This window comes from Providencia sneebia DSM 19967, from assembly GCF_000314895.2.
GTDB lineage: Bacteria > Pseudomonadota > Gammaproteobacteria > Enterobacterales > Enterobacteriaceae > Providencia > Providencia sneebia.
The window spans coordinates 1,031,945-1,054,562 of the sequence record NZ_CM001773.1 but is presented as its reverse complement, the minus strand read 5'-3'; the positions used below and the strand labels follow the sequence as shown (position 1 = coordinate 1,054,562).

Below are 22,618 nucleotides of genomic sequence, written 5' to 3'. Positions count from 1 at the left end.
ATTCGGCAGTGAATATTTATCAGCGGATTACTGGCAATAAAAAAGGTAGCACTGCGAATGCTACCTCTTTAAACAACAACTTTATAAATCATTGTACAAATGATGATAGCGATAATAACGCAAATTTATTCAATATCCTAGTTCAGCGAGGATTGATTGTTAATTATTCGCCTAATTGCTTAGTTTTACGTTTCTCTGATTTAAGTTTTTTCTCACAAGCATCGATAACCCATGCTGAAAAGTTGGAATTTTCACGTTCTACACTTGAGTCAATTTCTTCAAGTAATTCATGTGGAAAGCGGATATTTTTCAGTTGTGATTTTTTATTTATGTTCCCTGTAGACATATATTCATGTTCCATTGCTTTTATTTATGTATACACACTTTATAGCAAAAAACAGAAAATAAAAAGCCTTGACTTGTCTACACACTATAATTTAATGTGTCTACACACCTTGATTGATTCAAGTGATAAATATAGCAACGCCCCGAAGTGCGCTAACACTACCGAGGCGTTTAACCACAATGTTATACGAGGTAACACTATGGCTATGTATAAGTCTACCCAAACTCATCCTAAATTCCTATGGCGTTTTTTCTCATGCCAGCAATTTAAATATTTCTTGGTTGAGGCAACTAACGAACAAGAAGCCCGTTCTATGCTTCCTGATTCCCCTTGTCTTTTCTCCGCTCGTATTCGTCAGGGGGTGACTCATGGCTAAGCAAGTTATCAAAAGAATGGGGGAACATCCTCAATTTCAAGCCCTGAGAGACAGAGTTAGCCAAATTGCAGCCATTTTAACCGCTATTGAATACGGTGCTGATGATTGCATGTGTGTTGCTGAGATTGCACAGGCAATAGCTGGCTGTAATGTCCTGTTAGGTAATGCAACTGAAAAACTGGAATTGCTTGATGAACTGGAGGTGAACCATGCGTAACCCTCAACCTAATGAGTTCTACACTCATCAAAATGGCGACACGGTGAAAGTGTTATCGGTGCAATTTAACCGCATCACCTTTATTCGCGTGGGGTATTTCTGCCCTGTCGTTATGTCTGCAAACCAGTTCAGCAAAGAATACACCTATTCAGGGAGGGCTTAATAATGGCTGATATTTATGACGCAGTGATCCGTAATGACCTACATAATCTCAATACCGATGAATTAAAGGAAGTAATGGCTAATTCAGAGGAAGCCTCACAAGGTTTAACATTGGCATTAAGAACAATAGGGAAACTTACATTCCACGCTTTAAATGATGAAGAGTTCAGCGATGAAGAAGCGAAAGAACATCTTAGTGGGTTAAGTGATTTATTGATGTATTTACCTCGAATTATTAACGGCATTCAGCAGAACGCCACCACTGCAAAATTTGAATTAAACCGTAGAGAGGGATAAGCCATGATCAGCAAATTACAATTTAACCAATTATCTGAACGTGTTAATCAGTATGAAATGCGCTTATCCGAACTGGAGCAAGCTATTTCGGCTATCTGCTCAATGAAAATCCGAACGATTGCCAGACCGCTTTTCAATTTAAGCGTACCTTAATGCGTCATTGTTTATTAAATGGGAATGCTTATGCAGTGATCACTTGGGGTAAAGACGGACAGCCAAAAGCTATACACCCTTATCCACCCAGTGCGGTAGTCATTAATCGATTAGGCGAGCATCGATACAGCTACACCATTACCGAACCCTATAGCGGCAAGGCAAAAACCTATCTGCAGGAAGAAATCTTACATTTACGCTATGCCACAGACGACGGCTTTTTAGGTCGCTCCCCTGTCACTATTTGCCGTGAAACATTGGGTTTAGGGTTAGCCCAACAACGTCACGGGGCTAGCATCATGAAAGATGGCATGATGGCATCGGGGATCATTAAATCGGGTGAGTGGCTTGATAGCATCAAGGGAGCTAAGGCATTAGAAGCCCTTGAGCGTTATAAAGGGGCACGAAACGCAGGTAAGACCCCGATTCTTGAGGGTGGAATGGAATATGAGCAGCTAGGCATGAGTAACCAAGATGCGGAATGGTTAGCTTCAAGGCGTTTCACTATTGAAGATATCGCCCGCATGTTCAATATCAGCCCCATCTTTTTACAAGAATATTCAAACAGTACCTACAGCAATTTTAGTGAGGCTAGTCGCGCTTTGCTCACTATCACTATGCGCCCGTGGTTAGCTAACTTTGAGCAACAAATTAAATCTGCCTTGTTACTCACGTCACCTGTACCAAATGTGCGCTATCAGGTGGAATTTGACACGGCTGATTTACTCCGTGCTAACCCTACAGAGCGTTTTAGAAGTTATGAGACCGCGATTAAATCCGGTGTGATGTGTCCGAATGAAGCCCGTGAGCGCGAGGGGTTGCCACCGCGTGAGGGTGGGGATGAGTTTAGTCAGGCTTGGAAGCAAACGGTCGAAGTTAAAAAAGAGTCTGATGAGGTGAAAGAGTGAAAGTAGGACGATTAAGGCATCACATCACGATCCAAAGGGCAGAGCTTACTGAAATGCCGTCAGGCTCTTATATCACTACGTGGGTAAATGTCGCCACGGTTTCAGCAGAAGTGAAGGCGATCAGTGGGCGTGAGTTAATGGCATCAGGCATGGAAATGAACGAAGCAACCGTGCGTATCTGGTTACGTTACCGTGCCGATATTACAACTGCTCACCGGATTGTTTATCACAAGTTAAATACGGTTGGCGATAAATTCGGCATTGTGGCGGTTATCCCTGATACAAAACACACCCTATTAGAACTGCTTTGTAAGGGAGGGGTATTTAATGAGTAAGCCCGAAATCACGTTAGAGGAAATGAAGCAACATTGCCGTATCGATGATGATTACGATGATGCCATATTAACCGTGTATGCCGATGCCGCGCTGGAAGTTTGCCAACAACATATCGGTAAACGATTTGATGATGGATTGTCGTTCACTCCGGCGATCAAGGTGGGCTGTTTAATGTATATCAGTTTGCTTTATGAGAACCGTGAGATGGTGGGTAGTTATGGATTAAAAGAAGTGCCCCTCACTATTGATTCTCTATGGTCAACCTATCGAGATGTGGGAGTGTACTAAATGGCGTGGCAACCATTAAAGCGTTGTAGCTATCAGGGCTGTAAGCAGCGTGTGAAGTCTGGTCGATGTGATGAGCACAAAAGGGAAGCCAGACGATTACAAGATAGTCGTCGAGGTTCAAGGCGTGAGCGTGGTTATACGCCAACATGGGATAAGTACCGATTACGCTATCTCAAGCTACATCCGTTATGTGTGCATTGCCTCAAGCGTGGTGTGTATACCCCAGCAACCATTGTTGACCATATTATCCCGATTGATGGCGGTAGTGATGTGTTGTTCTGGCCTGATTTCAATCATCAAGCGTTATGTCAAAGTTGTCACTCAAGAAAAACGGTGACGAGTGATCCAGACACTAAGCAGAAGCGCAAGAATGGTGAGTATCGAAAGTTAGAGGAAAAGGCAGCACACCGTAATGATTGGGTACATGAGTATAATCAAAATGCGTGAAGATGAGATAAATCAGTTAGTTAAAGGGCTTCTCAAGCACAGTGAACCGTACCGAACACGACAACAGAAAGCCTCTGTAACGCCCACAGCGAGGCGAAAAACACAACGCGATAAGGAGCTAATGGAATGCTTCCGCAATCGTTAGAGAGGTGCATAGAGGGGGGGGGGAGTCAAAAAAGACAAACGCCCAACCTCGTGGCACCAAGCGCCCCCTCAAATTTTTATGCACGACAATTTTTTCAATAGCAGTAACTTCAAGGAAAACAATAAATTATGGCAAGAGCACCGAAACCCCCTGTTTATCTCAATGAAATCGCAGCCCAGCAATGGAAAGCCCGAGCCAAACAACTTGCCGAACGTGGCGATCTGACCCCTGCCGATTGGAGCAACCTTGAGTTGTATTGTGTCAACTATGGTATCTACCGAAAAGCGGTTGAAGATATTGAGCTACGGGGCTTTGCCGTCGAAGGCTCTCGCGGGGCTGCCACCAGTAACCCCTCATTAAAAGCCAAGGCAGATGCGGAAAAAATCATGATTAAAATGTCCTCGCTGTTAGGCTTTGACCCTGTTTCACGCCGTAGAAATCCGATTGAAACCGAGGAAGAGGACGAATTAGATCGCCTATGAACGCATGGGAACAATACGCTGAGGACATTAAAAGCGGTAAAATTGCCGCCTGTAAGCGCGTAAAACAGGCGGTTGAACGCTACTATAGTGACCTGAATAACCCACTTTACACCTTTGATAATGAGGTTGTGACGCGTTTTATCGGGTTCTCTCGTGCCTGTCCGCACGTTAAAGGGCACTTGCGAGGTAAGCCGATAGAGCTTGAACCGTGGCAGCAATTTGCCTTTGCTAATCTTCTTGGTTTCAAGGTGGTTGCTACGGGGCGCAGAAAGTACCGCAGTGCTTATATTCAAGTTCCCCGTAAAAATGCCAAATCTACCGTAGCCGCGATTCTGGCCAATTGGTTTTTGGTGATGGAAAACGGGCAGCAAGATATTTACACCGCAGCCGTGAGCCGAGATCAGGCGCGTATTGTGTTTGATGATGCGCGTCAAATGTGCCTGTTATCCAAGCCCCTGAAAAAACGGGTGACGATACAGCAACATAAAGTCATTAACCCAAAGCGAAACAGTCTCTTAAAGCCCCTTGCAGCAAAGGCGGCAACCATTGAGGGAACCAACCCCAGTTTATCGATTGTCGATGAATATCATTTGCACCCCGATAATGCGGTCTACTCTGCTCTTGAACTAGGGATGGGGGCACGTCCCGAGGGGATTTTGTTTGCGATCACCACCTCGGGTAGTAACGTTGTTTCAGCCTGTAAGCAGCACTATGATTATTGCTGCCAAATTCTTGACGGTGAAGAACAAAACGAATCTTTATTTGCCTTGATTTATGAGCTGGATGATGAAAGCGAAATTGATGATGAACGCCTGTGGATCAAAGCAAATCCTAATCTAAATGTATCGGTTGATGGTGACGCACTGCATGACACGATACAAAAGGCGCGTGGCATACCTTCACAATGGACGGAAATGTTAACCAAACGCTTTAATATCTGGTGTCAAGGTGAAACCCCGTGGATGGGTGAAGGTGCATGGTTAGCCTGTAAAATGGACTATGCCGAAACTGACCTTAAAGGCTTGGAGTGTTACGCAGGCATGGATTTATCTTCTACGGGTGACATTACTAGCGTTTGCTATACCTTCCCCGTTGATAATGAATTGTTGTTACTGACTCGCCATTATATCCCCGAAGCCCAGCTACAGAACCCTGCCAATAAGAACAGGGCTATTTATCGTCAATGGGTTAAATCAGGTTGGCTACGAACTACACCAGGAGATTGCATTGATTATGATCGCATTCGTGACGATGTGCTCAGAGATAGCCAAGTTTTTGATATCAAACTCACAGGCTTTGATACATGGAACGCCACCCACTTAAGAACCCAGCTACAAGGAGCAGGGCTAGACGTTGAGCCATTCCCTCAAACCTACATGAAATTTAGCCCTGTAGCGAAATCCGCCGAGGTATTCGTTAACCGTAAAATCATCCGTCACAATGGCGATCCAGTGCTTGCGTGGGCAATGGCTAACGTGGTGATGGAAACAGACGCGAACGCCAATATTAAGCCGAATAAAAAGAAATCCGCTAATAAGATTGACCCTGCTATTGCGTTCTTAATGAGTTTTGGTACATGGCAGATAGAGCATGAAGACTTTGCTTTCAATTTAACAGGTGAACAAAAAGAACGTTTAGCCTCCTTTGATGGAGTGTAACTAATTGATTTTTCTTATGACTCAAATTTAAAGCATCAATCATGATAAAGAAAAACGTAAAATTGAACCCCATAGCGACTGTCACCGGAATAGTGACAAAAAACCCTCAGCGAGTTGTTACAACTACCGATAAAGTGATGGCTTCAATGATGATTGAAGTGCAGAGTGAGCAACGCAGCAATTACCCTATGAAGATAACAGGTTTTGATGAACGGGCATTGAGTTTGATGTTATGCCGAAAGGGGCAAACAGTTACGATTACTGGAAGATCTTCCTACTGGCATGGGTACCAGTTAGTTATGCAAGATATTAGCTTACCCTAACACATTCACCCTCAATAAAATCTTCCCCATTATCTTCATACTTAACAAGGTTACATTGCCCTGGTAAACCGTATCGGCTAACAACGCAACGAACACCAGGGGAATCACCAGAACCTTGAGTCCGATTTTGACGCCTTTCATAGCTTGATACTTTTTCTAATAACCCGTCAGAAACCATGCTATCTAGCGTTCTACGCGCTGATTCAACAATACTTTTCTTATCAAAAGAATCCATACCATTAAGCATGTAAGCAACCCCAGCAACGTCAAAAGGTGGTCTGCCTATTTCACTAGTCACCCATTCGAGGTTATCAGCCTCAAATAAATTCATTATTTCTTTTTTACGTTTAGTCATTCTCATTTGTGTAATTCCTTATTGTGGGTGACATCTATCCTACAATAAGGAATCAAAACAACAACATCTAAATCAGCATTAATTTATTATTATGGCAGCTTAATTTTTGTCGATGACTTAACTAACATATCAACTCTTATCCTTGTTAAATCTTCCCCTTCAACACTTCCTGAATCGAGAGTTAGATCGCCAAACAAATAAGCATTAATACCACTGGCAACAGGAATGATTGATATCTTTTTTTCTTTCTTTAAACAGTTAATAGCCTTAGTTAGCCTCTTGTTATCAACATCAAACCTATATATTAATAACTCGTCAGAAATAACGATTGGTCTAGCCATGAATGAACATTTGCAATTCATGAAAAAAGAATAGACTTGCCCAGCTAAGGAATCTTTCTTCTCAATAGAATTAACGTCATCAGCCTCATCAATGATTGTGTTACACAATGAGATACACTCATTACAAATATAAACACTTGGGCCGGCGATTAACTTACTGACCTGATCGGTAGACTTACCACAAAATGAACAATACGGAAGTTTAGACATATGATGATCCCCTTTTTGCTTGAAATTTATCAGTGAATAACAAACAACATTGAGATTATTCTCAATGGGCTAATCCTCATTAATACCTTTTATTACCGCTCGCTGGTATCCTATAGGTATCCTAGTAAAAGAAAAGGAGTCACGCTATTAACGTAACTCCTTGAAAAATTTGGTGGCCCCTACTGGACTTGAACCAGTGACCAATCGATTATGAGTCGACTGCTCTAACCAACTGAGCTAAGGGGCCAAAGTGGGTGCGATTATACGTGTAGTTTTAGTTCAGGTCTAGTCTTTCAAAACCGTATGCTTATTTTCTATTCAACATACATTCATATGGTTATGGTTCATGCTACTTCATTGTACTTATCAATAATTATTGGATTTGAGCAACTGATAGCGACCAATGAAGAAATGCCAGCAAACCTCTAAAATATCATTTCAAGATGAATTATTGCCTTTTACCTCTTATTGAAGGTAAATAACCTTCATAAAAAACTAACAAACTTAGCTTCTTCAACACCAATCACAATTCAATCTAATTTATTGATATAAAACAATAATTATTAACTATGGCATAGTAAGCTATAATCATGAAATGATTAACAACAGAGGCATTGATAATGAAAAAAGTGCGTGCAGTTCAATATGGTTGCGGAAAAATGGGTAAATTTTTAATTCGCTACTTACAAGAACACGGAGCTGAGGTTGTTGCTGCTTTTGATATTAATGAACAAGTCATTGGCAAAGATATTGGTGAAATATCAGGTACTGCATTGACTGGCGTTAAAGTTCAACCGCTTAGCGAAGCTGAAGCGACTCTTCAACGTTTAAAACCAGATGTTGGCGTTATCGCAACATTAAGTACAATGGCTGATTTGAATGATGCATTCTCTCTATTTGCTCGTAATGGGATCAATGCAATTTCTACCGGTGAAGAAGCACTATATCCTTGGAATTCATCTCCAGAAATCACACAAAAGCTCGATGAAATTGCTAAAGAGAATAATTGTACATTAGCAGGCAGTGGCTATCCGGATATGTATTGGGGTGTATTAATAGATACTTTAGCAGGCTCAATGCACAAACTGACCAAAATCAAAGGTTCTAGTTGTTATAACGTTGAAGATTATGGTATTGCATTGGCAAAAGGTCATGGCGCAGGTCTTTCTGTTGCTGAATTTGATGAGCAAATTGGCAATTACAATGATTTACCTTATGCTGAAATTTCGCAAAAAATAGAAAGCGGTGAATATGCACCACCTTATATGTGGACTCAAAATGGTTGGTTAGCTAGCCGCTTAGGTCTGACCATTACCAGCCAAACTCAACGTTGCGTACCACAAATTGCAGCCGCAGATATCTATTCAGATACGCTGAAAATGACTGTTAAAAAAGGCGATGTTTTAGGTTTATCAGCCGTTGTGATTACTGAAACAGCGGAAGGTATCACTTTAGAAACTGAATGTATCGGTAAAATACTTACAGCGGATGAATGTGATAAAAATAGCTGGCAATTTATTGGTGAACCAAACACAGCGATTGAGGTTAATAATCCCGCGACAGTTGAATTAACGTGTGCCAATTTAGTCAATCGCATACCTGCATTGATAAATAGCCCCGCAGGATTTATAACAACTGAAAAAATGCCAAATAATGTCTACATGACAAAACCAATGCACGAATATATTTAAACAATATATTTGTAATTGACTAAAAAAATCTGCGTGGATGAGTGAAATAAATGATCCACGCAGAGATTTAATGCATAGATTAACAACAGTTATCTAGGTTTAATCATCTGCCATTCTAAATGCTGTTTTACAGCAGGCCATTCTACGGCAATTATACTGTAAACACAGGAATCTCTTAGCTCTCCAGTGCGCGTGTAGACATGGCTTCTCAATACGCCATCAAGTTTGGCACCTAATCTTTCAATTGCTCTGCGACTTTGCTGATTTAAAAAATGCGTTCTAAATTCAACCGCAACACATGATAAAGTATCAAAAGCATGGCTAAGTAGTAGAAATTTAGCTTCCGTATTAATTACCGATCTTTGTGCTTCCTGACCATACCATGTCGCACCGATTTCAATTCGCCTTGTTTGATGATCAATACGAAAATAATTGGTCATTCCAATAGCATTACCCGTGCGTTTATCAATAACAACAAAAGGAAGCATCTCCTTTTTTTCAAATAGCCCTAAACGCCTATCAATTTCTTTTGCTAAATTTTCAGGTTCAGGAACAGAGGCATACCATAATTTATGCAGTTCATCTCTTTGAATAATTTCAGATAATTGTTGATCATATTGATGTGATAATAACTCAAGACGAACGTGCTTACCTTCAAGTTCAATCGCTTGGCAAATTTCTTTCATGACTAGGTTCCCATTTATAAATTCAAGCACACTCGTAATCTATCTTTGATAAAAACCGTTCTACATCACATTTGTTCTACACGTTAATAATAATAAAAAAACTATTTTGAATAACTTTCTCTTAAAACGATTCCATTCACAAAAAAACCCATGATAAATGTCACAAATTTTTAACATTTATTTCCTATCCCATCTCACTGTAAGCTACAGTTAACTCATCTGACCTGTTAATAAACCCTTAGGGAGAAAAACATGAGCCACTTCCCACATCTTTTTACTCCACTTGATTTGGGGCATACCATTTTAAAAAATCGGATATTAATGGGTTCTATGCATACCGGGCTTGAAGAGCATCCCGAAGGAAGTCAACGTCTAGCCAACTTCTATCAGCTACGAGCACAAAATGGGGTTAGCTTAATTATCACAGGTGGGATTTCACCGAATAAAGAAGGCGCATTGACTGAGCATGGCGCAATTCTCAATCACCCTGAACAGTTACCTTTTCATCAAGAAATCACCCAAGCTGTACATAATGCTGACGGTAAAATAGCCTTACAAATATTACATGCGGGTCGTTATAGCATGCATCCACAATTGGTTGCTCCAAGTCCTATTCAGGCTGAGATAAACCCATTTGTACCTAAAGCATTAACACTTGAGCAGATCAATAGCACAATTAACGATTTTGTTCAGACAGCCCGACTAGCACAACAAGCTGGCTATGATGGCGTTGAAATAATGGGTTCAGAAGGCTATCTTATCAACCAATTTATTGCGAAAAGAACAAATCACCGGACAGATAATTGGGGTGGCAGTTACCTTAACCGTATCCGCTTTCCAATTGAAATCGTAAGTAAAATTCGTAAAGCTGTTGGAAAAAATTTTATTATTATCTATCGGCTCTCCATGTTGGATTTAGTCGATGAAGGATCTACATGGGAAGAAATTGAATACTTAGCGAAAAAAATTGAACAAGCCGGTGCTAGTATGATTAATACGGGCATAGGCTGGCATGAAGCACGCGTTCCCACCATTGCAACCCAAGTCCCGCGTAGTGCTTTTAGCTGGGTAACTCAAAAATTGATGGGGAAAATTAATATTCCCCTGATCACAACAAACCGTATTAACGACCCTTTTGTAGCTGAACGCATTCTTGAACAAAATCAAGCTGATATGGTTTCAATGGCGCGACCTTTTCTTGCAGATGAAGCCTTTGTGAGTAAAGCACAAAAAAATAGAGCGGATGAAATCAACACATGCATTGGCTGTAATCAAGCTTGTTTAGATCTTATCTTTAAAGGAAAACTCGCAACTTGCCTTGTTAATCCTCGAGCAGCCAGAGAACTCGATTATCCAGATAAACCCGCAGAACAAATTAAAACAGTGGCAATTGTTGGTGCAGGTCCCGCAGGGCTAGCTTGCGCAACTTATGCAGCTAGACGCGGACATAAAGTCACGTTATTTGAAAAATCAAATCAAATAGGTGGTCAATTTAATCTTGCAAAGCAGATCCCTGGAAAAGAAGAGTTTCATGAAACGATCCGCTATTTTTGTCGACAACTTGAAATCTTAAATGTTGATGTTCGGCTTGAACACCACGCAAGCACAGATGATCTAATTGGTTTTGATGATGTCATTATTGCAACTGGGGTTATACCAAGAGTGATCAACCTAGAGGGCCAAGATCATAAAAAAGTCTTATCTTATATTGATGTACTCACAGGAAAAAATATTGTCGGCCATTCAGCTGCGATCATTGGTGCTGGCGGAATTGGCTTTGACATTGCGGAATTCCTTAGCCAAAAAGGTCAAAGTCATAGCTTAAATACGTCTTTATTCAACAAAGAATGGAATATTGATACTAAAATTCACTCAGCGGGTGGATTACTAAAAACAGCAAAAACCGTCATACAGCCTGAAAGACAGCTTTATTTACTACAAAGAAAGAATAGTAAAGTCGGTTCAGGACTTGGTAAAACAACAGGTTGGGTACATCGGTTATCATTAATCAAACGTGGTGTACATATGCTAAATAGCGTTGAATATATGCGCGTTGATGATGAAGGATTGCATATTCGCCATCAAGATAAACAATATTGCTTACCCGTGGATCATGTGATCTTGTGTGCAGGTCAAGAACCTTACCGGCCACTAAAAGAGAGCCTTGCAGAACAAGGGATACAAGCTCATGTCATTGGTGGGGCTGATGTTGCCGCAGAATTGGATGCAAGAAGAGCAATTGAACAAGGAATGAAATTAGCTTATCAATTATAATGAAGACTCAGCTATATTTTTATTTATGTTCAATAAGCTAAAATAACTCACCAGCAATGTGAGGCTTCCCTTATTATAGGAAAGCCTCATGCTAAAACAAAATAGCGAATTAATCCGTGTGCATTTTACCCTTTCGTTTCATTGCGTTTGTTAACAATTGCATTAATTAACAATGTCAGCACTAAAATAGAAGCGATAACCCCCAATGAGATAGCTGTTGGAATATGGTAAACATCCATTAATAGCATCTTCACACCAATAAAAGTCAAAATGACAGCTAATCCATATTTCAGCATAGAGAATTTCTCAGCAACACCCGCTAATAAAAAGTACATCGCGCGGAGTCCCAAAATCGCAAACAAGTTAGATGTTAATACGATAAATGGGTCTGTCGTCACAGCAAAAATAGCGGGAATACTGTCAACGGCAAAAATAATGTCACTAATTTCGACAAGTATTAAAACTAAGATTAATGGCGTCGCTAAAAGTACACCATTTCGCTCAATAAAAAACTTCTCACCATGCAATTCATCCGTCATGCGAATGTGAGAACGTATCCACTTTACTAATGGCTTATCCGTAATTGGTGAATCATCTTCTTTCGCAAAAGCCATTTTAAGCCCCGTGAACAGAAGAAACAGCCCAAAAATATATAAAATCCAGCTAAATTGTGAGACTAACCAACTACCCGCAAAAATCATGATGGTTCGCAATATAATTGCGCCAAGCACACCATAAACTAAAACACGTCGCTGCAAACTTGCCGGAATAGAAAAATAGCTAAATAGCATCAACCACACAAAAACATTATCAATCGCTAAGGCTTTTTCGAGCAAATAGCCCGTTAAAAAAGTGATAGTTTGGTTATTAGCAAAATGAGCATCAACTGCATCATTAAAATACCACCACAAACCACCCGCAAAGATAAGAGAAAGCGTCACCCATATCAGGCTCCACACTGCGGCTTGTTTCATCGACATAGCCTGCTCTTTATGTTTCCCCTGCCAAAACAGGTCAACAAGCAGCATAATAACAATCACAACAGCAAAACTTCCCCATAAAATGGGATTACCAACAGAATGCATAATAATTCCTTAAAACAAAAAGCGGCTGACATCTCAGAAGACATCAGCCGCTTAATATTGTTAACCTCAAGTGACTACCTTTGGTTGTAAATAATGAGCAAACCTCGCCTTCTTTCTGGCAAGGTCTCACTTACAACACAAATAACCTGACGTTCGGAAATTGTGGTGCTCGGCTACCGGGTACAATATGCACCGTAATGACGATAAACCGACAAGAAGAAGTTACTCCCCTTTGCTATGCGCCTAAGATAAAACGAATTGTCTGAAAATGCAATCCTATCAATATGAATCTATTCATTTAATATCAATGAATACAGATATTCCAGCTAGCATTTTTATTTAAAAATAACATAAATTCTAGTTAATCATAACGAAAAAGCCATAACTTAAAGAATACAACTTCTCATACTGCTATTTTTCTCTTTGATATCTCTATGGAATAAGATGATTTACCGAGCTATTTACACAAAATTTAAACATGAATTCACCTTAAAACTTAAATGAATCCTAAAGATAAAAGGAAAATTTACTGTTTAGTTATTTTCTGTTTTGTTAAAGTGGGTAGGAGTTACACTAACGGCTTGAGGAAAGCAGCTTTTTCTTCAGGTATTCGCTTAATCCATTTATCCCTACCCAACAACAAGGTTGTTGCTGTTATTGCCGTTTAGGAAACATTAATGGAATTAGTTAAAGAACTATTTTTTGCCCTTTGGCATCAAGACTATGTAACCCTATCCAACCCTGCGTTGGTTTGGGCAATATATGGCATGCTATTTGCGATCCTTTTTCTTGAAAATGGAGTGCTTCCCGCTGCATTTCTTCCTGGTGATAGTTTATTGATCCTTGTTGGTGTTCTTATCGCCAAAGATGCACTTGATTATCCAATGACCATTATCATTTTAACTGCTGGCGCAAGCTTAGGTTGCTGGGTTGGCTATATTCAAGGTCGTTGGCTCGGTAATACAAAACTCGTTAAAGGCTGGTTAGCGCATTTACCTGAACACTATCACCAACGCGCGCATGGTTTATTTCATCGCCACGGGTTAGCAGCTTTATTAATCGGGCGTTTTCTTGCATTTGTCAGAACATTACTGCCGACGATTGCGGGGCTAGCAGGCTTACAAAATGGTCGCTTTCAAATATTTAACTGGCTAAGTGGCCTACTTTGGGTACTCATTCTCACCGCTATTGGTTATGGATTTGGTAAAAGCCCAATATTCCAACAATATGAACACCAAATTATGAACGCCTTGATGCTAATTCCTGTTGGTTTGCTTATTATCGGGCTTATTGGCAGCATCGCTGTTGTTATTAAGAAAAAATTATCTACCAAAAATTAATTTATTGGGAGGCTTTAGTATGCCTCCCTTTAATCAATCCTAGCCTTTCTCCTGACTGACTTCGTTACCATTCGTCATAAAATTCATATCACACTTTATTCTGTTGGATAGTGACGTTTTTTTACAAAATTAATCAATAAATACTCAATTCTTCGTTGCACTTACGGCAAAAATCGCTATTGTTAATACTGCTAACTAATTTTTTCTATTCATCGGAGGTTCCACTATGTCATTGAACAATTCCTCAGAAGAACTACGCGCAGAACTGAAATCTTTAGCTGATTCTCTTGAAGCTGTGCTAAACGATACAGGGAACAAATCAAAAGAAGAAGTTGAAAGCTTAAAGCACAAAGCGAAAGAAGCACTTTCTTCTTCTCGCGCTAAATTGAGCCAAGCAGGTGAAAAAATCACTGAGCAAACAAAAGAAATAGCAGGCCGTGCAGATAATTATGTCCATCAAAACCCATGGACCGGTATCGGTATTGGTGCAGCTGTAGGTGTCGTCCTCGGCGTACTGCTCTCTAAACGTTAATCTGTATGGAACAACAAGAGCGTCAGGGCCCCGGCAAAGGGGTCCTTAATACCCTGCAACGAATCGCTAGTATTGCAGTAGAAATAGTTGAGACTCGGATCCAGCTCATTGCCGTAGAATTAGAAGAAGAAAAACATTCTCTTATTCAATTAATTTTAATGGCAGGGCTCACCTTACTATTTACTGCATTTGGTCTTATGTGTCTTCTCGGCCTTATTTTTTGGTCCGTTGACCCAGTTTATCGCTATCAAGCCCTAGCAATTACGACTGCTGTTTTAATATTGCTAGCCATTATTGGTGCTATTTGGACATTAAGAAAAGCCAAGCGATCAACGTTATTGGGTGCCACACGAGAGCAACTAAAACGCGATTCAAAAGCCTTAATGGATTCAAATAATGAACGGGAATAAGCGCCAATCATTAATTGATAGGAAACAGTTCTTAATCAACAAAATTGAACAGCAACGCCATGAATTAGCGAATGCATCTAATGATTGGTTAAAGGTAACAGAGCCTTATGATCGCTCTTGGCAATTTATTGTCTCCTTAAAACCGTTTTTTGTTGCAGCAACGGGGCTGATTTCTCTTTATACTCTCCGTCATCCTAAGAGTGTATTTTCATTAGGGAAAAAGGCATTTTCCGCTTGGGGCATTGCACGTTCCATTCAACGCACTATTAAGACAAATAAGTAATAACTCTCTTTTATCATAGCGTTAGCTCATACTTAAGTTAGCAATGATAAGCTATACAAATCACCGCATTATCAAGATAAAACCTGACATATATGCTATCTCAGGTTTTATTTTTTATTACTTCAATTTCATATAGTCAATTTTTTTGATTATCTTTGTGAATAAGCTTTGCTTTTTATTGAACATCTAATTTATTACTATAACCACATCAACTTATTCTAACCATTTAATGCTAAAAATTACTTTTTATTGTGATTTTTATTGCACAATTTAATCGTCGCTAACAGGATTAGCCGGAGGATCTTCATGAAAAATTTAGAAAGTAGCGTAATTTTACTTGCTCGTATTATGATGCCAATACTTTTTATTGTGGCAGGTTATGGCAAATTAGGTGATGCCTATGCAGGAACGCAACAATATATGCAAGCAATGGGTGTTCCAGGATTTTTACTTCCTCTCACCATTTTATTAGAACTTGGTGGTGGATTAGCGGTGTTATTTGGTTTATTAACCCGAACTGTTGCCATCTTTACGGCTGTATTCACTGTATTAACAGCGCTACTGTTCCATACTAATTTTAGTGTTGATCCAAATAGCTTAATGTTCATGAAAAACTTAACAATTGCTGGCGGATTTTTATTATTGGCAGTAACAGGTCCTGGTAAATTCAGTATCGACCACCTGCTCAATAAAAAATGGTAACACTAGAGTTTCATTCATTACCCTCTAATTTATTATCTTTATAATCGTGTTAAACGACTGCTTCCTCGCCCAATGGGCGAGGCTTTTTTATTTATAGCGCTTAATTAAATATAACTTTTAGCTAAATATAACTATTCATTGAATATCAACTTGGTCATTGTCATTAAAAATCACGCAAAACAAGATAGAGCAAAGTTATTTGGCAAATAACCTTGGAATTTCACGCAAGCACCAAGATTTAGCTTCTCCCATGCTATCCCTTCGCCACGCCATGATGATGTTTGTTTGGTGACTATATTCTGGACCTACCACTCTTAATCGGCCATCACGAATATCTTGTTCAATCATATTGTATGGCATCGTTGCCACACCAAGTCCTGCCAATAACGCACGTCGTTTATCTTCAATGCTTGAGACGGTTAATCTTTGTTGTTTATCCAACAATTGAACCGTAATAACGGGTCGTTCTCGCGCAGTATCAGCAACGGCAATCCCTCTATATTTAACGCGAGTAGTATCAGATAAAGGCTCAGGTTCTTGATGAATAGGATGCTCTGGGCTAGCAACATAAACATGGTTGATGCTATACAATGATTTTGAATTTATTTCAGAAGATGAGCGAAAATGCATATCTGGAGCAATCACAATATCCGCTTTTCCCGATTCTAACCTTTCCCAAGCGCCCGCCAGCACCTCAGTCAATATTGATAATTGAGTGCCTGATTTAGTTGCTAATTTTTCAACTAATGGGAAAAGCGTGTAAGCTGGAACTAATGCTTCACACACAATCGTTAAATGCGTTTCCCACCCCTTAGCTAACGCCTCGGCGTCAGATGTGAGCTTGTCTGCGGCTTCAAGTAATATCCGACCACGCTCTAATAACATTCTGCCGACATTTGTAAACTTGGTTCGATGACCTGATCGATCAAAGAGGATCACATCAAGTTCTTCCTCTAACTTTTGCATTGTATAACTTAATGCTGATGGCACACGACCCAGCTCATCAGCGGCTGCGGCAAAGCTACCTCGTCTATCAATTGCATCCATTACCCTTAATGATTCCAAGGTTAATGCTCTCTCTTTGCTCATCTTTGATACTCTTTCAGGAAATTTGAATAATGCAAACAGATTAACTGGCTAACAATTCGACGTCCACCTATTTATTATAACAGTATAAATTTGTCTGTTTTTGTCGACTTTTGTTTAGCGAAGGAGGGTTAACCATTATGATGACATTGAGACCCGTTAACCACTGTGGAAAAGCAGATTATGGCTGGTTACAAGCACGCTATTCATTTTCTTTCAGTCACTATTTTGACCCGGATTTTATGGGCTTTAAAACATTAAGAGTTCTCAACCAAGAAATTATTGCACCCGAAAGTGCCTTTCAGCCAAAGACATTTCCACATGTTGATATTCTCAACCTTGTTCTACAAGGAAGCGCAGAATATCGTGATAGCTCAGGGAATAAAATTGAAGTCCATGAAGGTGAATGCATTCGTTTCTCACCTCGCCCCGACTTGAGCTATAGCGAGCATAATATTTGTTCACACAAGCCATTAACGCGTTTGCAATTATGGTTAAATGCTTGTCCACAACAAGAGTATTACCCAGCTCAAAAAATGAAACTACCAGCTGACAGTAATCAGCTAATTGCTTCACCCGATGGTGAAAATAATAGTTTACAACTACGCCAAAATATTTGGATCACTCAACTGAACATTACACCGGAAGAGACGCAACGTATTCATTTACGTGGCGAGAATGCTTACCTACAATCAATCCATGGCGAAGCGATAATAACGGCAAATCATGGAGAAACCCTCAAATCTGGCTGTAATGATGGCATCATTATCCAAAATGAGAAAAAACTTGAGATTAGCTCGCCAACAGGTTTACGGGCGTTATTGATTGATATTAGTGAATAAACAGCAAAATTCATTAACTGATTCTATAAACTCAGGGATATTAAAATATCTAGCACTTTGTTTGTTAGCCAGAAATTTAATATCCCAGTCAAACTAAATTCTTAAAACAGCCCTAAATTTGCGAACAGAACCGCAAATTTCACATCTACTATGCCCTATATATTGACCACTCTATGATAGAGTCGAATCCGCTTAATATTAAGTTATGTTCCATTTTTTCCAAAACCAGATCCTTTTGCATATACAAGAGAATATCTGTTATGGTCATTATGTTTTTGTTTTTTGGTCAAAAAAGGTGTGTTTGTGGCTTTATTCACTCAACAGCGGCTTAATCAAATTTTCGCAAGTATCTTCGATGAAGTCATTCCTCAAGATGAGCTAGCAAAACGTTTTTCTGTATCAACCAGAACTATTCGTTCAGATATCAATGAGATTAATGCGCTAATTCAAAATCATAGTGCTCATATTATTTATGAACGTGGGCAAGGTTATCGCCTAAAAATTGAGGATGAAGAGCGTTTTGCAAAATTGACTCAGCAAAATAAAGAGGAAAGTCGCATTCCGCGTACAGGCAAAGAGCGTGTTGATGCCTTACTTTTAAAGCTATTGATGCTTTCCTTACCCGTTAAGCTGGATGATATTGCCGAAGAGTGGTTTATCAGCCGTGGCACATTGCAACAAGATATGGCGATTGTCCGAGAACATCTGCAAAAATACCAAATCTTGCTGGAAAGTATTCCACACCAAGGAATACGCCTAAATGGCAATGAATGGGCAATTCGTGCTTGTATGACCGAAACACTTTGGCGGCGTTTTTCACAACAAATTAATCAAGATTTATCCGCATTTAAACCTGATTGCTTAGATAACCTCGATTTAACGTATATTGATAAAGTTCTTTATAATAGTATGAATCGATTCGATATTCGCTTAAGTAATGAAGGCCACCTTTATCTTGTATTCAACTGCGCGGTCACTATTTTACGTATTACCAGAGGGCATGAACTCACTTCAGCAATCAATAGCCATGATAGTGAAGATGCGTTACGAAAAGCCTGTGATGAGATATCAAAAGGGTTAATCTATTTTCTGGGAAGTGACCTTTCTACAGCAGAACAAAGTTACCTGCATGACCAAATTATTGCCCAACGCATTAGTAACCAAAATGAGTCCCAGCAAAAAAGTGATGGGCATATTGAGTTAGTTGAATATATTCTTAATTATATTAATGAATTATATAATTATGACCTACGTGATGACGAAAAGCTCAAAAAAGATCTCAGTACTCACATTGCCGCTTTAATGACACGGCTTCAATACCATATCATTACAGCAAATCCATTACTCAGTGATATAAAACAGTATTATCCTTTTGCCTATGACGTCACTCTCAGCGCATTAACTAGCGCGAGCAAAAAATTATTACCACATCCAATTAATGAAGATGAACTAGGTTATCTTGCTGTTCATATTGGCGTTAGCTTAGAAAGAAATTATGGTGCAGGCTCCATTCGCCAAACCGAGGTTCTTGTTGTCACTGATGCGGGGAATTCAACATTTCGAGTTGTCGAATCAAAAATCATGCGCGAATTTCCTCAGTTAAAATTTAACCGGGGGTTAACCTTACAAGAGTATGAATCCCTTGATAAAGTGGAAGAGAATTTTGTCATTACCACCGTACGAATTTCTGAAAAAAACAAACCAGTTATTAAGATTGCACCTTTCCCAACGCCTTATCAATTAGAGCAAGTTGGCCGTTTAGCAATGGTAGACCAAACCCGTCCGTATATTATTGAACGCTTCTTTGATGAACGTTATTTCATGGTCATTAATGACAAAATTACCCAAGAAGAATTATTTCAAACCGTGTGCCAAAAATTACAACAAGACGGTTATGTCACCTCTGATTTTTATCCCTCTTTGCAGGAGAGAGAATCAATTGTCTCAACATTATTGGGAGAAGGAATTGCTCTACCACACTCCTTGGGTCTACTCGCCAACAAAACGGTAGTCGTCACCATTGTTGCCCCAAAAGGCATTGAATGGAATAAAGAGACCAAAGAGAATGCTTATATCATTTTCCTACTTGCCATCAGTAAAGCGGACTATGAAGAAGCCATGGCTATCTATGATTTATTTGTAACGTTCGTGAAAGAAAAAACGACCCGCAGGCTAGTTACAGTCAAAAATTTCAATGAATTCCAAGTAATAGCGAAAGATAGCTTGGCACGTATTCTTTGACATGCACACGTGACCGTTGAACGGTCACGATTTTTTTCATAATAATTCAGGTATCAAAACAGATAATTTAATCCGTCATAAATTTAGTACTCAAAAACCAGTTATCTTCCACTTGTTTTCGGAAAAGTTGTCATAACAATATTTAGCGTGATCATAGCCGCAATTCTATCTATTTCTTTTGTGATATAAATCGCGTTACTACGTTGTTGAAGATGAGTGGAAATATCCAAACCTTCCCATTTCCACTTATAATTTCCACTTCCACAAGTAAATCTCTATTTTTTCCGGTTAACACTGAATTCTAGTAATTCATTGAATTAAAATAAATTCATTGTCAACGCATCTGAAAAAATAGCTATTTTCGAGTGCGATACATCGCTAAATTTCCATTTTATTTCCAATTTGCATAAATATTACTCACACAAATCCAGATCACCCTTCCAATTTATTTCCACTTCTAAGTGGAAATTCAATATCTGCAAAAGCTATCAATAAACCACTAAGGTATTAAGCAAGAAAGGAACAAAGCAATTTCATTACATTATTAGCTTGGATCTTAAACCCTTATGAGTAAATCCGTTGCCATTTTCAAGATGTCTGAAGATAACCTCGACATCAATGAAGTCACACAACAACTATTGACCATCATTAGTGATTGGTTACAGCTAGAAGGTTGTTACACCACAGAAGTACAACAACAGATGTTGGAATCTCACCTTCGAGCCATGGTAGCTAGAGCTAAAACAGGTGAATCTTTACCCGAAGTTGATATCAGCCTGTTTGATGAAATATCTGACCACTCAATTGCTTTGTCGCAACGTGTTGTCGATGCCCTTCCTGGGTTAGAGCCAGAAGAGGCCTATTTGCTCTCAGTTCACTTTGAAGTTATCCGTTCTAATGATTAATTTTGGAGAATATTACTATGAAACAAGTCGTAATCGCTATTGGAGATCGTTTAGGTAAAGGGCAAAAAGTCGCAGCAGGTATTGAGACTGCTGGCGGCAAAGCCATTGTTATTCCCGGTGTGGCTGCTGATATGAAACTTGGTGACATCATGAATGCAGAACACGCTAACCTTGGGATCTCATTTTGTGGTAGCGGAGGCGCTGGTGCCATCACAGCACAAACAAAATATGGCTATAAAGCTCGCTATGGCATGCGCTCTATTGAAGAAGGCGAAACTGCAATTGCTGACGGCTGCACCGTACTCGGTTTTGGTTTTATGGATAAAGAAGAATTAGGTGAGCGTTTAGTCAAAGCTTATCTCAAAAAATACGGCGACGCGTAATGAAAAAGTCTATCGAAACGGTTGTGCGTGTCTCAGGTCAAGGTGACAGCAAGCAAAAAGCAATAGCTGATGCCTTGAACTCGATTCAACGCACCGTATTAAAAGAAAGCAATGACATTATCCTGCGAATTGAACCCAAGGATGTTGCCGTTGTAAGTGCACACTCGCGTTCACGCATAGAAAAATTTCTGTTTATTTTTCTTCCTCGCAAACGTGAACATTTCAGAGTCGTACTCGACGTTTCGTTAGATGTCACCTTACTTTCTGTCAACGACATAGACTTTACAGAACAATAAAAACAATCAGGTTTGGAGGCATTTCCATGAGTGAAACTGCATCTTTCTTAGAAATTTTGGGTATGTCCCTCATTATAGGCGCCCTTTGTGGCTTTGGCCTTGGTGCAGGTGCAGCCCGAATGTTCCATGCCCCTACCGTTCAAGGTATGGGGGCATTTCGTACTCTCGGGGAATTAAACGCATGTGAAGGTGACCCCGCCTCTCACTTCTCTTTCGGTTTAGGCTTTTTCTTCAACGCATGGGCATCTTCCGTTGCGGCTGGGGCATTTACACAAGATGTTGACCATCGAATTATCCCTAACTGGGGTGCGGCTGCATTATTAGCAAAAAATCGCAATGTTGCAGAAACATTATATAACCCGAAAAAAATGGCGATTGCCTGTGCCATTATTGGCGCGGCTGTTGTGGCATTTTTAAATACCACCGCATCAGCAGTGCCGGCATCATTACAAACAACAGCGATTAACGTCCTTGTGCCTGCTGCCAACCTGCTGGTCAATACTGTGATGCCCGTTATTTTCTGGTTAGCCGCGATGGATGCAGGCCGCCGCTCAGGTTTTTGGGCAACACTTTTTGGCGGTTGTGCACAACTTATCATGGGTAATGCTATTCCGGGTTTAGTCCTCGGTATTCTTATCGGTAAAGGCGTTGATGATAACGGCTGGAACCGTATCACCCGCACAATGATGATTACCGTCGTATTACTATTTGTTCTAAGTGGCTTCTTCCGCGAATTTGACCTGAAGATGATCACATCTTTCCATCTCGATAAGCCTGTATGGCTTGAGTACATCCACGGACTGCTGAGCGGGAAATAA

29 protein-coding genes, 1 tRNA gene and 2 pseudogenes are annotated in these 22,618 nt (G+C 39.9%); 25 read left to right on the top strand and 7 right to left on the bottom strand.

From position 1 onward, the window contains the following. Window positions 1-163 precede the first annotated feature (163 nt). Entirely contained in the window at window positions 164-346 is a 183-nt protein-coding gene (locus tag OO7_RS04285) for a YlcI/YnfO family protein (RefSeq protein ID WP_008914743.1), read from the bottom strand. Window positions 347-545: 199 nt separating this feature from the next. On the opposite strand from OO7_RS04285, the gene OO7_RS17095 reads away from it, so the two are divergent. The 12 genes and pseudogenes from OO7_RS17095 (at window position 546) to OO7_RS04240 (ending at window position 6,138) form a co-directional block, all read left to right on the top strand. Further along, window positions 546-722, top strand: coding sequence for a host cell division inhibitor Icd-like protein (locus OO7_RS17095; RefSeq protein ID WP_213913123.1), 177 nt, complete (start codon window positions 546-548; stop codon window positions 720-722). Further along, entirely contained in the window at window positions 715-939 is a 225-nt protein-coding gene (locus OO7_RS04280; RefSeq protein WP_008914742.1) for a hypothetical protein, read from the top strand. Before OO7_RS17095 ends, OO7_RS04280 begins: the two co-directional genes overlap by 8 nt. Next, window positions 932-1,102: a DUF4222 domain-containing protein gene (locus tag OO7_RS16410; RefSeq protein ID WP_008914741.1), complete on the top strand. Its 171-nt coding sequence runs from the start codon at window positions 932-934 to the stop codon at window positions 1,100-1,102. Before OO7_RS04280 ends, OO7_RS16410 begins: the two co-directional genes overlap by 8 nt. A 2-nt stretch (window positions 1,103-1,104) precedes the next feature. Then, entirely contained in the window at window positions 1,105-1,398 is a 294-nt protein-coding gene (locus OO7_RS04275) for a hypothetical protein (RefSeq protein WP_008914740.1), read from the top strand. Between the two features lie 3 nt (window positions 1,399-1,401). Then, window positions 1,402-1,551 (top strand): hypothetical protein, encoded by a 150-nt coding sequence (locus OO7_RS16790; RefSeq protein WP_156823127.1) that lies wholly within the window; start codon window positions 1,402-1,404, stop codon window positions 1,549-1,551. Then, window positions 1,491-2,459 (top strand): annotated as a pseudogene (locus tag OO7_RS04270) (phage portal protein); the annotation flags it as partial. The gene OO7_RS16790 and the pseudogene OO7_RS04270, both read left to right, overlap by 61 nt. Then, window positions 2,456-2,794, top strand: a complete 339-nt coding sequence (locus OO7_RS04265) for a phage head closure protein (RefSeq protein ID WP_043892639.1) — start codon at window positions 2,456-2,458, stop codon at window positions 2,792-2,794. The pseudogene OO7_RS04270 and the gene OO7_RS04265, both read left to right, overlap by 4 nt. After that, entirely contained in the window at window positions 2,787-3,083 is a 297-nt protein-coding gene (locus OO7_RS04260; protein WP_008914737.1) for a head-tail connector protein, read from the top strand. Before OO7_RS04265 ends, OO7_RS04260 begins: the two co-directional genes overlap by 8 nt. Further along, window positions 3,084-3,530 carry an HNH endonuclease signature motif containing protein gene (locus tag OO7_RS04255; protein ID WP_008914736.1) on the top strand — a complete coding sequence of 149 codons (447 nt, stop codon included), beginning with the start codon at window positions 3,084-3,086 and terminating at the stop codon, window positions 3,528-3,530. It abuts the gene before it with no gap. 273 nt (window positions 3,531-3,803) lie between these two features. Beyond that, entirely contained in the window at window positions 3,804-4,157 is a 354-nt protein-coding gene (locus OO7_RS04250) for a phage terminase small subunit P27 family (RefSeq protein WP_008914735.1), read from the top strand. Then, the gene (locus OO7_RS04245) at window positions 4,154-5,815 is read left to right on the top strand and encodes a terminase large subunit (RefSeq protein WP_008914734.1); all 1,662 of its coding nucleotides are present in this window, start codon (window positions 4,154-4,156) and stop codon (window positions 5,813-5,815) included. The genes OO7_RS04250 and OO7_RS04245 overlap by 4 nt, the downstream gene beginning before the upstream one ends. Before the next feature lie 92 nt (window positions 5,816-5,907). Further along, entirely contained in the window at window positions 5,908-6,138 is a 231-nt protein-coding gene (locus tag OO7_RS04240) for a hypothetical protein (protein WP_236620668.1), read from the top strand. On the opposite strand, the gene OO7_RS04235 is transcribed toward OO7_RS04240, so the two are convergent. The 3 genes and pseudogenes from OO7_RS04235 to OO7_RS04225 form a co-directional block, all read right to left on the bottom strand. Then, complete coding sequence (locus tag OO7_RS04235; RefSeq protein WP_008914732.1) at window positions 6,125-6,499, bottom strand: hypothetical protein; 375 nt, start codon at window positions 6,497-6,499, stop codon at window positions 6,125-6,127. The genes OO7_RS04240 and OO7_RS04235 overlap by 14 nt on opposite strands. A 419-nt stretch (window positions 6,500-6,918) precedes the next feature. Then, window positions 6,919-7,044, bottom strand: a pseudogene (locus tag OO7_RS17090) (ClpX C4-type zinc finger protein); the annotation flags it as partial. Between the two features lie 170 nt (window positions 7,045-7,214). Next, window positions 7,215-7,291 (bottom strand) — tRNA-Ile (locus OO7_RS04225). Window positions 7,292-7,664: 373 nt separating this feature from the next. Here OO7_RS04225 and OO7_RS04215 point away from each other — a divergent pair. After that, on the top strand, window positions 7,665-8,735 hold the full coding sequence (locus OO7_RS04215) for an NAD(P)H-dependent amine dehydrogenase family protein (RefSeq protein WP_008914730.1): 1,071 nt from the start codon (window positions 7,665-7,667) through the stop codon (window positions 8,733-8,735). 89 nt (window positions 8,736-8,824) lie between these two features. On the opposite strand, the gene OO7_RS04210 is transcribed toward OO7_RS04215, so the two are convergent. Next, window positions 8,825-9,421, bottom strand: a complete 597-nt coding sequence (locus OO7_RS04210; RefSeq protein WP_008914729.1) for a GNAT family N-acetyltransferase — start codon at window positions 9,419-9,421, stop codon at window positions 8,825-8,827. Between the two features lie 252 nt (window positions 9,422-9,673). Between OO7_RS04210 and OO7_RS04205 the strand changes: the two genes are divergently transcribed. After that, window positions 9,674-11,695 (top strand): NADPH-dependent 2,4-dienoyl-CoA reductase, encoded by a 2,022-nt coding sequence (locus OO7_RS04205; RefSeq protein ID WP_008914728.1) that lies wholly within the window; start codon window positions 9,674-9,676, stop codon window positions 11,693-11,695. A 125-nt stretch (window positions 11,696-11,820) separates the two neighbouring features. Here OO7_RS04205 and OO7_RS04200 read toward each other — a convergent pair whose 3' ends face one another. Continuing rightward, complete coding sequence (locus tag OO7_RS04200; RefSeq protein WP_008914727.1) at window positions 11,821-12,780, bottom strand: TerC family protein; 960 nt, start codon at window positions 12,778-12,780, stop codon at window positions 11,821-11,823. A gap of 677 nt (window positions 12,781-13,457) precedes the next feature. Between OO7_RS04200 and OO7_RS04195 the strand changes: the two genes are divergently transcribed. The 5 genes from OO7_RS04195 to OO7_RS04175 all read left to right on the top strand — a co-directional run bounded on the left by OO7_RS04195 (window position 13,458) and on the right by OO7_RS04175 (window position 16,047). Then, the gene (locus OO7_RS04195; RefSeq protein WP_008914726.1) at window positions 13,458-14,120 is read left to right on the top strand and encodes a DedA family protein; all 663 of its coding nucleotides are present in this window, start codon (window positions 13,458-13,460) and stop codon (window positions 14,118-14,120) included. A 226-nt stretch (window positions 14,121-14,346) separates the two neighbouring features. After that, window positions 14,347-14,652 carry an ElaB/YgaM/YqjD family protein gene (locus tag OO7_RS04190; protein WP_008914725.1) on the top strand — a complete coding sequence of 102 codons (306 nt, stop codon included), beginning with the start codon at window positions 14,347-14,349 and terminating at the stop codon, window positions 14,650-14,652. A gap of 5 nt (window positions 14,653-14,657) precedes the next feature. Continuing rightward, window positions 14,658-15,062, top strand: a complete 405-nt coding sequence (locus tag OO7_RS04185; protein ID WP_008914724.1) for a phage holin family protein — start codon at window positions 14,658-14,660, stop codon at window positions 15,060-15,062. Next, entirely contained in the window at window positions 15,049-15,345 is a 297-nt protein-coding gene (locus OO7_RS04180; RefSeq protein WP_008914723.1) for a YqjK-like family protein, read from the top strand. The genes OO7_RS04185 and OO7_RS04180 overlap by 14 nt, the downstream gene beginning before the upstream one ends. Window positions 15,346-15,651: 306 nt before the next feature. Beyond that, window positions 15,652-16,047: a DoxX family protein gene (locus tag OO7_RS04175; RefSeq protein ID WP_008914722.1), complete on the top strand. Its 396-nt coding sequence runs from the start codon at window positions 15,652-15,654 to the stop codon at window positions 16,045-16,047. A gap of 195 nt (window positions 16,048-16,242) precedes the next feature. On the opposite strand, the gene OO7_RS04170 is transcribed toward OO7_RS04175, so the two are convergent. Then, the gene (locus tag OO7_RS04170; protein ID WP_008914721.1) at window positions 16,243-17,136 is read right to left on the bottom strand and encodes a LysR family transcriptional regulator; all 894 of its coding nucleotides are present in this window, start codon (window positions 17,134-17,136) and stop codon (window positions 16,243-16,245) included. Window positions 17,137-17,273: 137 nt separating this feature from the next. Between OO7_RS04170 and OO7_RS04165 the strand changes: the two genes are divergently transcribed. The 6 genes from OO7_RS04165 (at window position 17,274) to OO7_RS04140 (ending at window position 22,618) form a co-directional block, all read left to right on the top strand. Continuing rightward, on the top strand, window positions 17,274-17,975 hold the full coding sequence (locus OO7_RS04165) for a pirin family protein (RefSeq protein WP_008914720.1): 702 nt from the start codon (window positions 17,274-17,276) through the stop codon (window positions 17,973-17,975). Between the two features lie 303 nt (window positions 17,976-18,278). Continuing rightward, complete coding sequence (locus OO7_RS04160) at window positions 18,279-20,216, top strand: BglG family transcription antiterminator (protein ID WP_008914719.1); 1,938 nt, start codon at window positions 18,279-18,281, stop codon at window positions 20,214-20,216. Window positions 20,217-20,782: 566 nt separating this feature from the next. Further along, window positions 20,783-21,121 (top strand): PRD domain-containing protein, encoded by a 339-nt coding sequence (locus OO7_RS04155; RefSeq protein WP_008914718.1) that lies wholly within the window; start codon window positions 20,783-20,785, stop codon window positions 21,119-21,121. 17 nt (window positions 21,122-21,138) lie between these two features. Continuing rightward, the gene (locus tag OO7_RS04150) at window positions 21,139-21,504 is read left to right on the top strand and encodes an SFCGS family glycine-rich protein (RefSeq protein ID WP_008914717.1); all 366 of its coding nucleotides are present in this window, start codon (window positions 21,139-21,141) and stop codon (window positions 21,502-21,504) included. After that, window positions 21,504-21,800, top strand: a complete 297-nt coding sequence (locus OO7_RS04145; RefSeq protein ID WP_008914716.1) for a DUF4312 family protein — start codon at window positions 21,504-21,506, stop codon at window positions 21,798-21,800. Before OO7_RS04150 ends, OO7_RS04145 begins: the two co-directional genes overlap by 1 nt. A gap of 26 nt (window positions 21,801-21,826) precedes the next feature. Then, the gene (locus tag OO7_RS04140) at window positions 21,827-22,618 is read left to right on the top strand and encodes a DUF4311 domain-containing protein (protein ID WP_008914715.1); all 792 of its coding nucleotides are present in this window, start codon (window positions 21,827-21,829) and stop codon (window positions 22,616-22,618) included.

Excerpts from the sequence above, each read along its gene's own strand:
- OO7_RS04170 (WP_008914721.1), bottom strand. The coding sequence starts at position 17,136 with ATGAGCAAAGAGAGAGCATTAACCTTGGAATCATTAAGGGTAATGGAT.
- OO7_RS04145 (WP_008914716.1), top strand. The coding sequence starts at position 21,504 with ATGAAAAAGTCTATCGAAACGGTTGTGCGTGTCTCAGGTCAAGGTGAC.
- OO7_RS04235 (WP_008914732.1), bottom strand. The coding sequence starts at position 6,499 with ATGAGAATGACTAAACGTAAAAAAGAAATAATGAATTTATTTGAGGCT.
- OO7_RS04190 (WP_008914725.1), top strand. The coding sequence starts at position 14,347 with ATGTCATTGAACAATTCCTCAGAAGAACTACGCGCAGAACTGAAATCT.
- OO7_RS04140 (WP_008914715.1), top strand. The coding sequence starts at position 21,827 with ATGAGTGAAACTGCATCTTTCTTAGAAATTTTGGGTATGTCCCTCATT.
- OO7_RS04175 (WP_008914722.1), top strand. The coding sequence starts at position 15,652 with ATGAAAAATTTAGAAAGTAGCGTAATTTTACTTGCTCGTATTATGATG.
- OO7_RS04215 (WP_008914730.1), top strand. The coding sequence starts at position 7,665 with ATGAAAAAAGTGCGTGCAGTTCAATATGGTTGCGGAAAAATGGGTAAA.
- OO7_RS04155 (WP_008914718.1), top strand. The coding sequence starts at position 20,783 with ATGAGTAAATCCGTTGCCATTTTCAAGATGTCTGAAGATAACCTCGAC.
- OO7_RS04195 (WP_008914726.1), top strand. The coding sequence starts at position 13,458 with ATGGAATTAGTTAAAGAACTATTTTTTGCCCTTTGGCATCAAGACTAT.
- OO7_RS04250 (WP_008914735.1), top strand. The coding sequence starts at position 3,804 with ATGGCAAGAGCACCGAAACCCCCTGTTTATCTCAATGAAATCGCAGCC.
- OO7_RS04285 (WP_008914743.1), bottom strand. The coding sequence starts at position 346 with ATGTCTACAGGGAACATAAATAAAAAATCACAACTGAAAAATATCCGC.
- OO7_RS04205 (WP_008914728.1), top strand. The coding sequence starts at position 9,674 with ATGAGCCACTTCCCACATCTTTTTACTCCACTTGATTTGGGGCATACC.
- OO7_RS04165 (WP_008914720.1), top strand. The coding sequence starts at position 17,274 with ATGATGACATTGAGACCCGTTAACCACTGTGGAAAAGCAGATTATGGC.
- OO7_RS04210 (WP_008914729.1), bottom strand. The coding sequence starts at position 9,421 with ATGAAAGAAATTTGCCAAGCGATTGAACTTGAAGGTAAGCACGTTCGT.
- OO7_RS04245 (WP_008914734.1), top strand. The coding sequence starts at position 4,154 with ATGAACGCATGGGAACAATACGCTGAGGACATTAAAAGCGGTAAAATT.
- OO7_RS04185 (WP_008914724.1), top strand. The coding sequence starts at position 14,658 with ATGGAACAACAAGAGCGTCAGGGCCCCGGCAAAGGGGTCCTTAATACC.
- OO7_RS04180 (WP_008914723.1), top strand. The coding sequence starts at position 15,049 with ATGAACGGGAATAAGCGCCAATCATTAATTGATAGGAAACAGTTCTTA.
- OO7_RS04260 (WP_008914737.1), top strand. The coding sequence starts at position 2,787 with ATGAGTAAGCCCGAAATCACGTTAGAGGAAATGAAGCAACATTGCCGT.
- OO7_RS04200 (WP_008914727.1), bottom strand. The coding sequence starts at position 12,780 with ATGCATTCTGTTGGTAATCCCATTTTATGGGGAAGTTTTGCTGTTGTG.
- OO7_RS04275 (WP_008914740.1), top strand. The coding sequence starts at position 1,105 with ATGGCTGATATTTATGACGCAGTGATCCGTAATGACCTACATAATCTC.
- OO7_RS17095 (WP_213913123.1), top strand. The coding sequence starts at position 546 with ATGGCTATGTATAAGTCTACCCAAACTCATCCTAAATTCCTATGGCGT.
- OO7_RS16410 (WP_008914741.1), top strand. The coding sequence starts at position 932 with ATGCGTAACCCTCAACCTAATGAGTTCTACACTCATCAAAATGGCGAC.
- OO7_RS16790 (WP_156823127.1), top strand. The coding sequence starts at position 1,402 with ATGATCAGCAAATTACAATTTAACCAATTATCTGAACGTGTTAATCAG.
- OO7_RS04150 (WP_008914717.1), top strand. The coding sequence starts at position 21,139 with ATGAAACAAGTCGTAATCGCTATTGGAGATCGTTTAGGTAAAGGGCAA.
- OO7_RS04255 (WP_008914736.1), top strand. The coding sequence starts at position 3,084 with ATGGCGTGGCAACCATTAAAGCGTTGTAGCTATCAGGGCTGTAAGCAG.
- OO7_RS04280 (WP_008914742.1), top strand. The coding sequence starts at position 715 with ATGGCTAAGCAAGTTATCAAAAGAATGGGGGAACATCCTCAATTTCAA.